At 66.9% G+C, this 14948-nt stretch carries 15 protein-coding genes; 6 read left to right on the top strand and 9 right to left on the bottom strand.

Annotated features, from left to right (window positions below):
• Nucleotides 1-70 precede the first annotated feature (70 nt).
• Nucleotides 71-1903 carry a glycoside hydrolase family 15 protein gene (locus CXQ96_RS03695; RefSeq protein ID WP_219816077.1) on the bottom strand — a complete coding sequence of 611 codons (1833 nt, stop codon included), beginning with the start codon at nt 1901-1903 and terminating at the stop codon, nt 71-73.
• Nucleotides 1904-1924: 21 nt separating this feature from the next.
• The gene (locus CXQ96_RS03690; RefSeq protein WP_104116677.1) at nt 1925-2797 is read right to left on the bottom strand and encodes a glycerophosphodiester phosphodiesterase family protein; all 873 of its coding nucleotides are present in this window, start codon (nt 2795-2797) and stop codon (nt 1925-1927) included.
• Between the two features lie 121 nt (nt 2798-2918).
• On the opposite strand from CXQ96_RS03690, the gene CXQ96_RS03685 reads away from it, so the two are divergent.
• The gene (locus CXQ96_RS03685) at nt 2919-4166 is read left to right on the top strand and encodes a DUF445 domain-containing protein (protein ID WP_104116676.1); all 1248 of its coding nucleotides are present in this window, start codon (nt 2919-2921) and stop codon (nt 4164-4166) included.
• A 55-nt stretch (nt 4167-4221) separates the two neighbouring features.
• Here the strand turns inward: CXQ96_RS03685 and CXQ96_RS03680 are convergent, their stop codons facing one another.
• Together CXQ96_RS03680 and CXQ96_RS03675 are read right to left on the bottom strand one after the other, a co-directional pair.
• The gene (locus tag CXQ96_RS03680; RefSeq protein WP_104116675.1) at nt 4222-5007 is read right to left on the bottom strand and encodes a hypothetical protein; all 786 of its coding nucleotides are present in this window, start codon (nt 5005-5007) and stop codon (nt 4222-4224) included.
• A gap of 190 nt (nt 5008-5197) precedes the next feature.
• On the bottom strand, nt 5198-5464 hold the full coding sequence (locus CXQ96_RS03675; RefSeq protein WP_104116674.1) for a GlsB/YeaQ/YmgE family stress response membrane protein: 267 nt from the start codon (nt 5462-5464) through the stop codon (nt 5198-5200).
• A 347-nt stretch (nt 5465-5811) separates the two neighbouring features.
• On the opposite strand from CXQ96_RS03675, the gene CXQ96_RS03670 reads away from it, so the two are divergent.
• The 5 genes from CXQ96_RS03670 (at nt 5812) to CXQ96_RS03650 (ending at nt 10498) form a co-directional block, all read left to right on the top strand.
• Nucleotides 5812-6069 carry a DUF6458 family protein gene (locus tag CXQ96_RS03670; protein WP_104116673.1) on the top strand — a complete coding sequence of 86 codons (258 nt, stop codon included), beginning with the start codon at nt 5812-5814 and terminating at the stop codon, nt 6067-6069.
• A gap of 188 nt (nt 6070-6257) precedes the next feature.
• Nucleotides 6258-7025, top strand: a complete 768-nt coding sequence (locus CXQ96_RS03665; protein WP_104116672.1) for a DeoR/GlpR family DNA-binding transcription regulator — start codon at nt 6258-6260, stop codon at nt 7023-7025.
• A complete protein-coding gene (locus CXQ96_RS03660) occupies nt 7022-8044 on the top strand; it encodes a 1-phosphofructokinase family hexose kinase (protein WP_104116671.1) in 1023 nt (340 codons plus the stop codon). Before CXQ96_RS03665 ends, CXQ96_RS03660 begins: the two co-directional genes overlap by 4 nt.
• Nucleotides 8044-10170 (top strand): fructose-specific PTS transporter subunit EIIC, encoded by a 2127-nt coding sequence (locus tag CXQ96_RS03655; protein ID WP_104116670.1) that lies wholly within the window; start codon nt 8044-8046, stop codon nt 10168-10170. The genes CXQ96_RS03660 and CXQ96_RS03655 overlap by 1 nt, the downstream gene beginning before the upstream one ends.
• 49 nt (nt 10171-10219) lie before the next feature.
• Nucleotides 10220-10498, top strand: a complete 279-nt coding sequence (locus tag CXQ96_RS03650) for an HPr family phosphocarrier protein (protein ID WP_104116669.1) — start codon at nt 10220-10222, stop codon at nt 10496-10498.
• A 276-nt stretch (nt 10499-10774) separates the two neighbouring features.
• Here the strand turns inward: CXQ96_RS03650 and CXQ96_RS03645 are convergent, their stop codons facing one another.
• The 5 genes from CXQ96_RS03645 to CXQ96_RS03625 form a co-directional block, all read right to left on the bottom strand.
• Nucleotides 10775-11512, bottom strand: coding sequence for a hypothetical protein (locus CXQ96_RS03645; RefSeq protein ID WP_146070800.1), 738 nt, complete (start codon nt 11510-11512; stop codon nt 10775-10777).
• The gene (locus CXQ96_RS03640) at nt 11494-12228 is read right to left on the bottom strand and encodes a hypothetical protein (RefSeq protein ID WP_104116787.1); all 735 of its coding nucleotides are present in this window, start codon (nt 12226-12228) and stop codon (nt 11494-11496) included. Before CXQ96_RS03640 ends, CXQ96_RS03645 begins: the two co-directional genes overlap by 19 nt.
• 137 nt (nt 12229-12365) lie before the next feature.
• Nucleotides 12366-12569 carry a hypothetical protein gene (locus CXQ96_RS03635; protein WP_104116667.1) on the bottom strand — a complete coding sequence of 68 codons (204 nt, stop codon included), beginning with the start codon at nt 12567-12569 and terminating at the stop codon, nt 12366-12368.
• A 253-nt stretch (nt 12570-12822) separates the two neighbouring features.
• Entirely contained in the window at nt 12823-14091 is a 1269-nt protein-coding gene (locus CXQ96_RS03630) for an endonuclease/exonuclease/phosphatase family protein (RefSeq protein ID WP_104116666.1), read from the bottom strand.
• Between the two features lie 125 nt (nt 14092-14216).
• Nucleotides 14217-14840 (bottom strand): hypothetical protein, encoded by a 624-nt coding sequence (locus CXQ96_RS03625; RefSeq protein ID WP_146070799.1) that lies wholly within the window; start codon nt 14838-14840, stop codon nt 14217-14219.
• Nucleotides 14841-14948 lie beyond the last annotated feature (108 nt).

Genomic DNA, 14948 nt, shown 5'->3' with positions numbered 1-14948 from the left:
GGCCGGCCCGGCAGGGGCCGGCCTTCGCCGGCTGCCACAGGTCATCCCGGTCGCCCGAGGCCAGGCGCGGTCACTCCCGGGCGATCGACTCGTAGGACCCTGCCTCACCACGGGCCATCTGCAGGGCATCGGCCGCGCGCACGAGCCCCAGGTGCGAGAACGCCTGCGGGAAGTTCCCCGCCATCCGCTTGTTCTCGGCGTCATACTCCTCGGACAGCAGACCGAGTTCGTTGCTGTAGCCGACGAGCTGGTCCATGAGCCGCGTCGCTTCGTCCAGCCTCCCGCCGTGCGCGTACTGTTCCACGAGCCAGAAGGAGCACGCGAGGAACGGGTGCTCTCCCGGCTCGAGGCCGTCGTCCGAGTTAGCCGTGCGGTAGCGGAGCAGCAGCCCGTGCGGGTCCAACAGGTCCTTCTCGATCCGTGCGACCGTGCCGAGCATCATCGGATCGTCGTAGTCGAGGAAACCCACCTGCGGCAGTTGCAGCAGCGATGCGTCAACCTCCGTGCCGCCGTACACCTGGGTGAACGAACCGAGCTCGCGATTGAACCCGCGCGCGAGGATCTCTTCGCGCAGTCCGTCACGGATGGTTGTCCAGTGCTGCAGCGGTCCACTCAGCCCGTGGTCCCGTACCGCCCGGACCGCACAGTCGAAAGCCGCCCACATCATCACCCGGGAATGCGTGAAGTACTGGAGGTCGCCGCGCATCTCCCAGATGCCGTGGTCGCGGTCGTCGAGGTGCTTCTCCGCGAACCCCAGGAGCGCGCGCTGCAGGGGCCAGGAGAAACTGTCCTCGGTGACGCCGTGGCCGCGCAGCTTCTCCAGGGCCACCATCACCTCCCCGACGACGTCCGCCTGGTACTGGTCCACAGCGCCGTTGCCGATACGTACGGGAGCGGAATCGGCATAGCCCGGCAGGTGGTCTAGTTCGCGCTCGGGCAGGTGCCGCTCCCCCGCCACGCCGTACATGATCTGCAGGTCCTCGGGATCGCCGGCCACTGCGCGCAGCAGCCAGTTGCGCCAGCCCAGCGCCTCGTCCGCGAAGCCGTGCGTCATCATGGCCTCGAGCGTCAATGCGGCGTCGCGAAGCCAGCAGAACCGGTAGTCCCAGTTCCGGGCACCGCCGAACTGCTCGGGCAGGGAGGTGGTCGGGGCCGCGACGATGCCGCCGGTGTCCTCGTGGGTCAGCGCACGCAGCACGAGCAGCGAGCGCTGCACGGCGTCGGCGTACTCGCCGTCGTCCAGGCAGCTGGCACCCCAGGCCCGCCAGTAGCTGATGGTGCTGTCCAGGGCTTCGTCCACATCCTGTGCCGGGGGCTTGTCACGGTGCGAGGGGTACCAGACCAGCTCGAGGTCGACGACGTCGCCTTCGGACACCTCGAACGTGCCCTCGTGGCGGTGATCGGTGGCTCTCAGCCGGGGTCCGCGCAGCAGCAGTGCGTCCGGACCCGCGATGGCGAGGAGCACCGGCACGCCCTCCTCCGTCCCCTGGCTGACCCACGGGACGATCTCGCCGTACCCGAAGCGGATCTCGAGCTCCTGGTGGACGGTGACGGTGCCGCGCAGTCCCTGCACCCGCCGGATCACGTTCGCGCGCCGGTCGGTCACCGGCATGAAATCGGTGATCAGCACCTCGCCCCCGGCGGTCCTCCAGCGGGTCTGGAGGACGAAGGTCGAGTCGATGTAGCTGCGCTCCACCACCTCGGCGTCCGGGGACGACGGCGCCACGAGCCAGCGTCCGTGCTCGGGCGTGCCCAGCATCGCGGCGAACACGGATTCGGAGTCGAACCGGGGGAAGCAGAGCCAGTCGACGCTGCCGCTGCGTGAGATGAGCGCACCGGTGTGGAGGTCGGAGACGAGCGCGTAGTCCTCAATCGGTGATTGCATTTTCCAACTCAACCACACGCGCCCGTCGTGGTCGTACGGTTACTCCTGGTTGCCCTCGAACGCCATCCGGATCCTCGCGGGATAGTCCGTCGTCATCTCCTGCACGCCGAGATCCGCGAGGAACCGGGCGTCCTTCACGGTGTTGACGGTCCAGGCCCGCACCCGCACGCCGTCGCGGACCCACTTCCGCACGCGCTCGGGGTGATGACGCGCGTACCGCACCCCCGGTCCCACCATGCCCACCTCGTGGTGGTTGACGAGCTGCTCGCCCTCCTTCAAGGCCCTGCGCATCAGGGTGATGAGGGCACCCTCGGCGATCGGCCCGAAATGCAGTGCGTCGCGCACTTCCTTCGGGCTGACGTCGGATACCAGCTGGCAGAGCATGTGGTGCGGTGCCGACTCCGCCAGTTGGCGCATGGAGTCCGGATTGAAGCTCATGAAGCTCACCTCGATGTTCCCGAGCATCGATGACTCCGGGTCCCACCCCTCGTCCATGAGGAACGCGATCAGGGACTCCTCCAGCCGCAGGCCGAACGGGCTCGGATGCTTCAGCTCGATCGCCAGCTTCACAGGACGTCCGGCCCGTCGCAGGATCAGCAGGAGGTCGGCCAGCGACAGGAACTGCTCCGAGCCTCCGCCGTACTCCGCCGGAATGCCCGCGCCTTTCCAGGAGGCGACGTCGAGCGTCCGCAGTTCGGCGAGCGTCAGGTCGGCGACGGGGCCGGCACCGCTGGTCGTGCGGTCCAGCGTCGTGTCGTGGATGCACACCAGGTGTCCGTCGCGGCTGAGGTGCACATCGCATTCGACGCCGTCCGCGCCGTCGGAGAGCGCCTGGAGATAAGCGGCGCGCGTATGTTCGGCGTAGGTTCCGCTGCTGCCACGGTGGGCGAAGATCACTGGGGGCACAGGCATTCCTCACGTCGGTGGGTTGTCCGTACCACCGTACGGGAGCACGTGTTCGGCGCACCATCGGCCCACCCGTCGGGACGCATCGCGCACCACCATCGATAGACTCGGGAGGGTGGACGCTCAGATGACAGGCACCGATGCGGAGCGTGCCGCCGCCCTCCGCCGCATGAAGCTGCTGGCCACCGGACTGCTGGCGGTCATGGCGATCATCTTCGTGGTGGCCTTCGCACTCCAGGACGCCTATCCATGGCTCGAGTACGTGCGCGCAGCAGCGGAGGGTGGCATGGTCGGCGCCCTGGCCGACTGGTTCGCAGTGACCGCCCTGTTCAAGCATCCGATGGGGCTCAAGATCCCGCACACAGCGATCATCCCGCGCAAGAAGGACCAGATCGGCGAGTCCCTCGGACAGTTCGTCGAGGAGAACTTCCTGTCGGAGGACGTCGTTCGCGCCAAGCTCGACTCGGTCGGAATCGCCCAGAAGGCCGGCGCCTGGCTGGAGAAGCCGGAGAGCGCGGACCGCGTGGCCGCCGAGGGAGCGGCACTCATCCGCGGCATGTTCACGGTGCTGAACGACGACGCCGTACAGGGCGTCATCGAGTCGATGGTGCGCAAGCACGTCCTCGAGCCACCCTGGGGTCCACCCATCGGCGGCATAGCGGAGCGGATCTTCGCCGAGGGACACCACCACCGGCTCGTCGACCTGCTTGTGGACCGCGCGGGCGACTGGGTGGACGCGAACTACGCCGTGGTCACCAGGGTCGTGGCACAGCGCTCACCGTCGTGGGTCCCGCGGCTCGTCGACGGCGTGGTCGGCGACCGCGTGCACGCAGAACTCTCGAAGTTTATCCGCGCGGTGCAGGACGATCCGCAGCACGATGTACGGCTCGCGATCGACAAGTACCTCCGCGACCTCGCACAGGACCTCCAGCACAAGCCCGAGACCATTGCCAAGGCGGAGGAGATCAAAGGCCAACTGCTCGACGATCCCCGCGTCCGCGACCTGACCGCCCGCACCTGGGCAACGATCAAGAACGCCCTCCTGGAAGCGGTCAACGACCCGGACAGCGAGCTGACGTCCAACTTCAAGGCGGCCGTGCGTGATTTCGGGTCACGCCTGACGAACGACGCCGAACTCGCCGGCAAGGTGAACCGCTGGATCGCGGACGGAGCGTCCTACGCCGTTCGGACCTACCGCAGCGAGATCGCCGGGGTCATCTCGGAGACGGTGGGCCGCTGGGATGCCGAGGAGACCTCGCGCAAGATCGAACTGCAGGTCGGCAAGGACCTGCAGTTCATCCGGATCAACGGCACGGTGGTCGGTTCGCTGGCCGGGCTGTCCATCTTCGCCGTGGCGAACGCGATCTTCGGTTAGGCCCGTCCATAGGGGCAAAAGGCGCCCGACGGCAGGAACTGCTTTCGCCGGCGGCTCAGGCCTGCTGCTGCCGGGTGCCCGGCTCGGGAAGCTGCAGCACGTCGGCCAGCTCCCCGGGGATGGTCTGAGGCAGCGGGCCGAAGGCCTCGCGCGTCGTGCGGATCACGGCCTTGCCCATGAGGTGGTTGCCCGTACCGCCGATCACAGCGCCCGCACCGAAGGGCAGGGCGCGTCCCAGCATGAAACCTCCCTGTTTGGCGAGGAACTTCTTGAGGAACCGCCGCTGGATGGAGGCGGTCAAGGTCTTGACCATCGAGGACGGCGCCGACTTGTTCACCAGTTGGCCCCAGTACTGCGGAGCACCCTGGCCGGCGGAGGCGCCGAGGACCGACCGGATCAGCGCGGTTCCCTCCTCACCCATGAGGATCGCCATGACCATGGCACGGGAGCGCTCGGGATCCTCGGTGTTCACACCGTGCAGTTCGGCGATCGAGTCCGCGTAGAGGGCCGTCGCTTCGAGGAAGCCGATCGTCGCCGCTGCCGACAACCCGAGTGACGCGATCGTTCCGACGGCGGGGACCGCAGCAGTCGCTCCCACGGCGGCTCCAGCAGCCGTCGTCGCGCGGAGATAGTCACGCTCCAGGAGGCGGGCGAGCTCGGCGGGGGACGCCTCCGGGTGTCGGCGACGGAGCCGGTTCAGGTTCGAGATGATCAACGGACGCTGGACGTCGAGAGCCCGCTCGATACCACGGAGGATGGCGGGCTTGGGGTTTCCGTCCTTGTCGAACAGCGTTCCGTTCGCAGCCTTGACGGCTGGGTTTTCCTTGTTTCGGCCGAACATGGTGGTTCCTCCCGGACTGGGCTGGATCGGATCGGTAAGCGGTCTGTGATGAGTGTAGGGGCGCCGCGCGAGAGGACGGGGCTTTCTTCTCCTGGCGCACGGGCCGTGAACAGCGAAGGGCGCCACCGTTGGTCGGTGGCGCCCTTCGGCAGCTGTTCCCCCCAAAGGTCCAGCTACATGCTGCTGATGCTTAGACGCGCGAGCCGCGCTTGGTGATGGCGCCGTAGATGACGAGCACGATCAGCGCACCGATGACTGCGAAGAGGATCGACATCAGCGAGAAGGTGCCACCGAGATCGACGCCCAGGAGGCTTCCGCCGATGAATCCGCCGAGGAAAGCCCCGATGACGCCGAGCAGCATCGTGATGAAGATTCCGCCACCCTGCTTACCGGGCAGGATCAGCTTGGCGAGTGCTCCGGCGATGAGGCCGAGGATAAGAAAACCGATGAAACTCATAAGGTGCTCCTTGAGTGATTGTGAGCTTCCCATCCGCGGACGGGATGCTGCCGAATATTCTGATGCACCGAAGCGCAACTCTTAACGATTGTACTTCATCAGCATGCTTAGAGTGCAATCCTAGCACCGTACTAATCGCGCTTCTCAAGTCGTCCCGGTGAATCTTTCCCAAAATGTAGCGTTGCGACTCCGTGGACCCTGATCGACCGAGAACCGCAGAAGGACGGGAGTTCGCCCGTATGATGACCAGCAGTGGGGCCGGTTCGGCGACGATCCGCGCGCACGGTGAAACCCGTTGGGGGATTTCTCGAAACACATACGAACGTCAACCCGAAGGAGCTTTTCTAATGCGAATCGGTTCATCTATTTTCCTCATTGCACTCGGTGCAATTCTTGCTTTTGCCATTCGGGCCGACGTCATCAGCATCGTCGACATCAACCTCGTGGGGTACATCCTGATGGCGGTCGGCGTGCTCGGCCTCATCGCCTCCCTACTCCTCGCAGCGCCCAGGAGGCAGAACCGCATTTCCGAGTCACGGTCCGTCGTCGACCCGCACACGGGCGAGACCGTCACGAGGAACGAGACACGCGACACCGGCCTCTAGTCCGCCGGAGAACTTGCGGCCGCACCTTAGAAGGGGCCGGAGCGGGCAACCGCTCCGGCCCCTTCGTCATCTGTGTTTGCTTCTGGGGCGGGGAAAACCTGTTGACGATGCGCGCCAACCACAGATAGAGTCACTCAAACACAGATAAACCCACACGCTGCGGAGCAGTCGGAGACAACGGAGTCCTCATGTTCGCCGAAGAACGCTATCGCCAGATCAGCGAGCTGGTGCTCGCCGACGGCCGGGTCACGGTAGCAGCCCTCTCTTCCCGCTTCGGCATTACGAAGGAGACCGTCCGTCGCGACCTCGCGCTCCTCGAGGAGGACGGCGTGCTGCGTCGCGTCCACGGTGGCGCCATTGCCGGCAGCGGTGCGACGACACACGAGCCGAGCCTCTCGAGCCGCTCCTCCCAGCACTCCCCGGAGAAGAAGCGCATCGCGCAGGCGGCACTGGCACTCACTCCCGACACGGGCGCCGTCGTGCTCGACGCCGGCAGCACCACCGGCGCCCTCGCCGAACTGCTCGTCGAAGAGGCGCGGTCGGATCTCTCGGTGGTCACCCATTCCGTTCCGATCGCGGCCCTCGTCTCCGGTGCCGGCCTGAGTGTGGAACTCGTCGGCGGACGTGTCCGTGCCCTCACCAGCGCGGCCGTCGGCAGCAGCACCGTGGCACACTTCGCCCGGCTCCGCGCCGACGTCGCGTTCATCGGCGCGAACGGCCTCGCCACCGGCTTCGGCCTCAGCACGCCCGACGTCGATGAGGCCGCGGTGAAGACGGCGATCGTGCGCTCCGCGCGGCGAGTGGTGCTGCTCTCCGATTCGTCGAAGTTCAACGAGGAGACACTGGTCAGTTTTGCCCAACTGGAGGATATCGATGCACTCATCACAGACCGGGCGCCCAGCGCCGATCTTGCGGCGGACCTCGCCGACGCCGACGTGGAGGTGATCGTCACGTGATCCTGACCCTCACAGCGAACCCCAGCATCGACCGCACGGTCGAGCTCGCTGCCCCGCTCGTCCGCGGGGCCGTGCAGCGAGCCGTGCACGTCGTACAGGAAGCGGGCGGAAAGGGAGTCAACGTCAGCCGCGCCCTCGCCATGTCCGGCACCCGGACGCTCGCCGTCGTCCCGGGCGACGACGACGACCCCGTCCTCGCCGGGCTGCGCAGCGTCTCCGTCCCGTTCCGCAACGTGCCGATCGGGGCAGGGCTGCGCACCAACACCGCAATTACCGAGCACGACGGCACCACGACGAAGATCAACGAGCCCGGACCGGCACTCAGCGCGGCACATCTCGAGGAACTCCTCGCCGTCGTCGTCGCCGAGAGCGATGGTGCGGACTGGCTCGTCCTTGCCGGGTCGCTCCCGCCCGGTGTCCCTCCGACCTTCTATACGAGGGTCACAGCGGCCGTCCGGGAGGCCTACGGCCTGTCGGCGCCGCTCGTCGCCATCGATTCCTCCGGCGAACCCCTGATCGAAGCCGCCGCCGGTGTACCTGCACCGGATCTCCTCAAGCCCAATGCCGAGGAGCTCAGCGAGCTGACGGGCATCGGGACGGGTGATGAACTCGAGAAGGACCATGAACTCGCCGCGAAGGCCTGCGCGGTGCTCATCACCGCCGGGGTGGGAGCGGTGCTGGCGACCCTTGGCTCCAAGGGTGCCCTGCTCGTGACGAATGCGGGAGCATGGCACGCCGTGCACCCGCCCGTCACGGCGCGTTCGACGGTCGGTGCGGGAGACTCCGCGCTGGCCGGCTATCTGCTGGCGCACAGCGCAGGCGAACTCCCGGAGAACTGCCTGCGCCAGGCGGTCGCCCACGGGTCGGCGGCCGCCGCCCTTCCCGGTTCCACCGTTCCATCGCTCGACCAAACCACGCCGGCCGCCGTCGCGGTCACTCCCCTCAAGATCACATTGCCCGTGATCGAACCAAGCGCAACCGGGTCCACCGCAGGGCCCCTCGCACAGGAGGAATTCTGATGTCCGATCTCATCACTCCGGAGCTTGTGGCTCTGGACCGGAACCTGGGGAGCGACCGCTCCTCGGTGATCCGTCATCTCGCGGAGCAGGTCGCCGCACAGGGGCGCTCCACGGAGGTGGACGGCCTGTTCGCCGATGCGCTCGCCCGGGAGGAGAAGACCGCCACCGGCATACCCGGCGGCATCGCCATCCCGCACTGCCGCTCCACGGCGGTGTCGGAAGCGACACTCGCCATGGCACGCCTGTCTCCCGCCGTGGACTTCGGCGCCAAGGACGGCCCCGCCGACCTCGTCTTCTTCATCGCCGCACCCGAAGGTGCCGACCAGGAGCACCTGAAGCTGTTGTCCAAGCTCGCGCGGTCGCTGATCAAGAAGGACTTCACCGCGTCATTGCGGGCCGCACGGACCCCGGACGACGTCGTCGCTCTCGTCAACGGGGCACTCGGGCTCGGTGACGCGCCGGCCGGAACAGCCGCCACCAGCTCGACGAGCCGGTCGGAGAACGCTGCCCGTGCCGGTGAAGCGGCCGCGACGCTCGGTACGTCACCCGCTGGCACCGACACGACCGGACCGGCCGTCGGCCATGGCCGTTCAGAGGGCGGCACAGAGGGCAGCACCGGGGGTGGCACCGACACCGGGGTCCGCCGCCTCGTCGCCGTCACCGCGTGCCCGACCGGCATCGCCCACACCTACATGGCCGCCGACTCACTCGTCGCGGCCGCAAAGGAGCGGGGAATCGACCTCCAGGTCGAGACGCAGGGCTCCTCCGGTGCCACTCCCCTGGATCCCGCAGTGATTGCAGCGGCCGACGCCGTCATCTTCGCCGTCGACGTCGATGTCCGCGACAAGCAGCGCTTCGCCGGCCTCCCCGTCATCAGTTCCCCCGTCAAGCGCGGCATCGACGAGCCCGGCGTGATGGTCGAGGAAGCTGTCGCAGCCGCCCGGAACCCGAATGCGCGACGGGTCGCCGGCACTGCCGGCGGCAACGAACAGACGGACGACGACGGCGCCAGGGACAGCATCGGCAGCACCCTCAAGCGGGCCCTGCTCACCGGCGTCAGCTACATGATCCCGTTCGTCGCGGGAGGTGGGCTGCTCATCGCGCTCGGCTTCCTCCTCGGGGGCTACCTGATCACCGAGACGGCTGACACCGTCGTCCTGGAGAACAGCCTCACGAACCTGCCCGCGGGTGGGCTCGGCGAGTACCTCGGCGCCGTCGCCTTCAAGATCGGCCAGTTGTCCCTCGGCTTCCTCGTCCCGGCCCTCGCAGGCTACATCGCGTACGCCCTCGCTGATCGTCCGGGTATCGCACCAGGTTTCGTCGCCGGTGCCGTTGCCGGATTCATGGGCGCAGGGTTCCTCGGCGGCATCGTCGGCGGCCTGCTCGCCGGCTACGTCGCCATGATGATCGGACGCCTCTCGGTTCCCCGATGGCTCCGCAGCCTCATGCCGGTCGTCATCATCCCGCTCGTGGCGTCCATCGTCGCTTCGGGCCTGATGTTCCTCGTGCTGGGCGGCCCCATCGCCGCGATCACCACCGGACTCAACACCTGGCTCTCGGGCCTCACCGGGACTGCCGCCGTCGGCCTCGGCGTCATCCTCGGGCTCATGATGGCCGTCGACCTCGGCGGTCCGGTCAACAAGGTGGCCTACTCCTTCGCCGTCGCCGGTCTGAGCGCCGGTTCCATCGACAACCAGGCGCCCTGGCAGATCATGGCCGCCGTCATGGCAGCCGGTATGGTCCCACCTCTGGCCATGGCTCTGGCCACCACCATCGATCGTCGTCGCTTCACGGTGGCGGAACGCGAGAACGGCAAGGCGGCCTGGCTGCTGGGCGCGGCGTTCATCTCCGAGGGGGCCATTCCCTTCGCCGCCGCCGATCCACTCCGCGTCATCCCTGCTTCCCTGGTGGGATCGGCTGTCACCGGTGCCATCGTCATGGGGACCGGAGTGACGTCGCAGGCACCGCACGGAGGCATCTTCGTCTTCTTCGCCATCGGGAACGTCCTGATGTTCGTCCTCGCGATCATCGTGGGAACGGTGGTCTCGGCCCTCGCCGTGATCGCGCTGAAGCGCTACGCCACCCGCAAGAAGGACACCCCCGTCGTCGAGCCGGTTGCAGCCTGACCAGCAGTCCGCTTGGCTGTACTGGAACCAACTACAGAAGGAGCACATCATGGCAGAACGCAAGGCGACGGTAGCGAGCCGCGTCGGACTGCACGCCCGGCCCGCGTCGATCTTCGCCGAGGCCGCCGGCGAGCTTCCCCTCGAGGTCACCATCGCCATGGACGGTGAGCCGGCAGAGGAAGCTATGGACGCCTCCAGCATCCTTTCTCTCATGAGTCTCGGCGCTTCGAACGGCGACGTCGTCGTCCTGCGCGCCGAGGGTGAGGGCGCGGAGGAAGCGCTCGAAGGCCTGGCCCTCATCATCGAGACGGATCACGACGCCGAGTAGGCACTCAACGAGAAAGGGCACTCTTCGCCGCAATGTCTGGCGAAGGGTGCCCTTTTCGGCGTTCTGCGGGCTTAAGAACAAGTAGGTGGGTCCACCCGTTCTCATGGACTCACCTACTTGCCGGATAACAATCCGCTGACCCCCCACGGACAGCGGCAGTTACATAATCATTATTTTTGCACAGGATCATGAATACGTGAATACCGGCAGGACACGATTCGGTCACACTCGCCCCTGCGATGCAGCAGGCGGTGTCCATGCTCGCGGCGCGGACCTTCAGACGAGTTTGTTCGCCTGCCGGGTGCGCCTCCGGCCGAGGGTGTGGCTCAGCCAGATCAGGCACAGACCCACCACTGTCAGCACGATCGCCGAGAACGGGAGAACGATGTCCCACGCCATCAGGTTCACCGGCGTAAGCCTCAGGAGCACGAACACCACAACAATGGAAAATGAACAGGCGAGGAACGCAGAGGCAACCCTGTGGATCGTGCGGGCCTCGTGATCGAGAACCGCCGCCACCGCGGGGATGACCAGGCAGGCCGCGACGTAGCCGGGGTAGAGGCGCCCCGCCGCAGCATAGTGCTGCACCGTGTCCTGGTCCCCGAAGTCGCGAAGCGCCGTGGAACTGCCGGAGAGCTCACTCGTCACGAAGAAGTACAGCGTTGCAGCGACCACCAGGGCCAGGATGGTCACTCCGACAGGTCCGACGACCAGTCGACGGGCCAGGTTCGAGTCGAACGCTGCGGCCATCCTGATGCCGAGGAGCAGGAAGACGGCGTACAGCATCAGCCGGAGCAGCAGGTTCGCGATGTTCGCGCCCCCCAGGAAGCCGTCGACCGCCAGATAGATGGGCTCGATCGACAGGGCGACGGCGACCGTGAGCAGGACGAGCGCCGCGAAGATCGTGCGTCCATGCCGCTTGCGCAGTCCCGGGATCCGCACCGCCGCTCCCACGACGCACAATCCCAGGGCGACCCACTGGATGGTCAGCGCCGTCATCCGAGGTTCTCCCACATCGCGCGATCCTTGCCGTCGTCGAGCTCGGCTCGCCGGATCTGCTTGCCGAGCACGTCGAGCCGGTCCCGGGCCAGGAACACGAGGTCCAGGTCCGCCAGCGCGCACAGGGCGCGCGCCCTGCCGTCCGGCGGCCATCCGCCCTCCACAGGGGTCAGCAACCCCGTCACCACCAGTCCGCTGGTCAGGGACACCCCTGCTATCCGCGCCGCCTGCACTGCGATCTCCGGAGCGAGGCGGCCCGCAGTGAGTTGCGCCGAGAGGTTCTGACGCGCAACACCGGTGCTCTCGGCAAGTCGCTGCCGAAGATCCCCCGGATCCACGGCTTCGACCCATGCACGAACCGAATTGCGGTGCGGGAAGGAGGCGAGGTCCAGTTGCAGATCAGTGCCCGCACACTCCCTGTCCTCGCTGCGCGCCACGAGCAGTCGCAGGATGTCGATGTGCGAGACCTGACTGACGAGCTCGGCGTCCGTCGGGGGCTTGATGCCATCCGGAAGGTCCTCGTAGCCCTCGAAGACGGCGAGCGCATTCACCGGCGGGAGCCCGTACCCGCGGGCGATGGCGACGACGGTTGGCACCGAGACCTTGCCCCGGACGAGTTGCTGGGCGAGCGTTGATCGCTTTATTCCCGCAACGCGACATACGTCGGACACCGTGTCCTGCGGTGCGATCCGGGAACGCCACAGCTGGAACGCTTTGGCTGTGACGGCCATCATCACCTTTCGATTGGACTTTTCGGTCTGTCGTCGCAGTATACTGATATGGCTGGCTCCGATTTCTGCGATTCCCCCATACGCAGAACTCGGAGCCAGCTCCACTTTAACCGTTCGGCAGCTGTCCCGGTTCGGGCCTACCAGCGCACTTTCTTCTCCTTTTTGCCCTGCTTGCTGCTCTCCTGCGCGGCCTTCGTATGGCCTGCGCCGGTTGCGGCCGTCGGGGCAGCGCCGTGATTCTTCTTGGCGAGCGCGAGTTGCGCCCGGGGATCGTCCTGCAGTTTCCGGGCCGCCGTAGCCTTGGCGGCACCGGGCTGATTCTTTTTCGGGGTGCTGGTCATGGTGTACCTTCCTGGTGCTTGCGCCCACCGGAAGCTCCAGACCAGGCACCACGGCACGCGTCAGGACGCGGCGTAGGTGCTCGAACATGGACACGATCAGTGGACGCCCTTGGAGTGCTGTCATCGACAAGTGGCGCTGAACTCGGCAGGAGCCGGCTCAGTTACTGAAAAAGAAGTGTCCTCATGATTTCGACGGTACACCCGCCGTCGCGCGAAGGACAAGGGTCGCTCGAAGCCAGGGCGCCCGCGAGGCCTACCTCTGTTTGGTGCCGCTCACGACGACGTCGGCGTAGACCAGCCGGTGGTCGCTCGTGGGGAAGGGGAAGATCCCGGTCAGCTCCGAACCGGGCGAGCCCACGCGCGGCCAGAAGACGCCCGATCCCGAGACGCGCAGGGTGCGCGAGGGAAGCACGTAGTCCGCCCTGATGTTACCGGCATTCCGATCCTCGAAATCGGCCGTGTCCAGACGCGGATCGCTCCGGTGGCCCGCGTTCGCGCCACCCTGCAAGGCGGCAGCCTCCGTGGCTCCGGACGAGGACGGCTGGGGGTCCTGCACCAGCTTGTTGCCGAGGAGCTGGTCGATCGCCCCGGGCAGTGAGTCCCCATCGAAAGGGTCGCTGTTCTGGTCACCGAGGATCACGAAACGATCGCCGCGCTTGAGACCGCCCGTAACGCCGCCGTCGTCGTAGATGTAGGAGGCACTGGGGCCGCCGGTCACGTAATCGGACCAGAACCGTATCTCGTCACTGTTGCGCTTGCCGTTGCGGTCCTCCTTGCCATCGAAGACGGGAGGAGTCGGGTGGCTTGCAAGGACGTGGACCGTCTTCCCGCCGACGCTCAGCGGGACGTCCCAGTGCGATTTGCTGGACAGGGGAAGGACGTCGAGCTCGGCCTCCGAGTACCAGTCACCCTGCTCCGCGGTGGCCGGGTTGTCGGGAAGGAGCGCGCCTGGCATGTCCTTCCACAGGAAGTGCTGGAATGTCCGGACCGACTCCGTCTGGATCGGGTACTGCGAGTAGATAACCATGCCGTACTGGCCCTCGAACGCTCCAAATCCGAGCGCATCCTCAGCCCCACCGACCGTGCCGTCGTTGTTGAGGTCCAGTCCACTGGGTACGCCCGTGTTCGACGGGGCGGTATAGACGTACGGGTAGTCCAGGGCCGCCTTGCCATTTTGGCTGACGCGGAGGTAGTTCCGGTTGAAGAGGTCGGCCGCGGTGCCGCCGGCGTCGTAGTCGAACTCGTTGAGCAGGACTACGTCGGGCCGGGTGATCTGGAGAACCTCGGCGATCGCCCTGGCCTGGGCGTTCTCCGGCGTACCGAGGTCCCGCACGAGATCGCCCGCGGCCGATCGATTGAGACTTGCGTTGTAGGTTGCGATCCGCAGATTCTGCTTGGTGGCCAGCCCATCGGGAACCACGGAGCGTGTGTCGCCCGGTGGATCTGCAAGTGCCCCTGGCGCACTCATGACGAGGAGGGACACGGCCAACAGGCCGGCCGAGCATCGCGCCAGGACACGCATGGTTCCCCCTCGCATCATGAGACCGGCATCGCCCGGAGGGGACGTTCGGCACCGGAGGTCGTTCGCTCCGGTAACTTGAGCCTAGCCCGCGAAGTCCGCCGGTAGGGGGCCCCTCAGGTAACGATTCAAAGTCGACCAGAAGCTGCCCCGAGCCGTCCGGACAGCCTTGTACCAGACGAGCGGACCTGATGCTCGGCAGCGTCGAAAGCATGCTCCAGACGCATCACCGCTTCCTCGTACCGGCGTGCGGCGACGGCGCCATGCGAGCCCGGTGCCGCTCCGGCGTCCCGCTCGGCGCCTGCTGCGCGAAGCGCTCGGACCACCGGCCGGCATGCAGGGTCACCGGTGCGATGCATCCCGGGAAATGCGATCGCCTTCGCGGGATCGACGTCGTAGTCCACCCAGCGCGCGACGACCTCGTCATGCCTACGGCACAGGTCCGCCCAGACCTCGCCACGTGCCGATTCCTCGGCGAGGCGTCTGCGCTGCGCGTGCCGCAGCCAGGCCCATGCGGCGGCCGCCGGGATCGAGGCGGCTGCGACGGCTGCGGCAAGCCACGCGGGGCCGACGGATAGAAGGGCGGCTCCGGCGCCGGCTACGACGACGACGCCGCCGAACACTATCCAGAAGTAGTCGTCGACCGCTCGGTTGCAACGCGACGCGACGTCGAACCGCCATGCCGTGACAGCGGCAGCACCCGCCATGGCGACGCATGCCGCCATGCTTCCGATCAGGCCTACGGCGTCCATCGATTCCTCCTCGATCGGTGCCGGGAGCCTTCCGGCGCCCACCACAACCCCGTTCCTCGTACAAGTGCAAACGAGCGAGCGCGATGAGTCAATCCCTGGCCGAACTGC

Origin of the sequence: Arthrobacter sp. B1805 (genome assembly GCF_002929745.1) — a bacterium.
Classification (GTDB): domain Bacteria; phylum Actinomycetota; class Actinomycetes; order Actinomycetales; family Micrococcaceae; genus Arthrobacter_D.
Note: the sequence above shows the minus strand (reverse complement) of the source record. Positions and strands in the feature narration are given on the sequence as shown.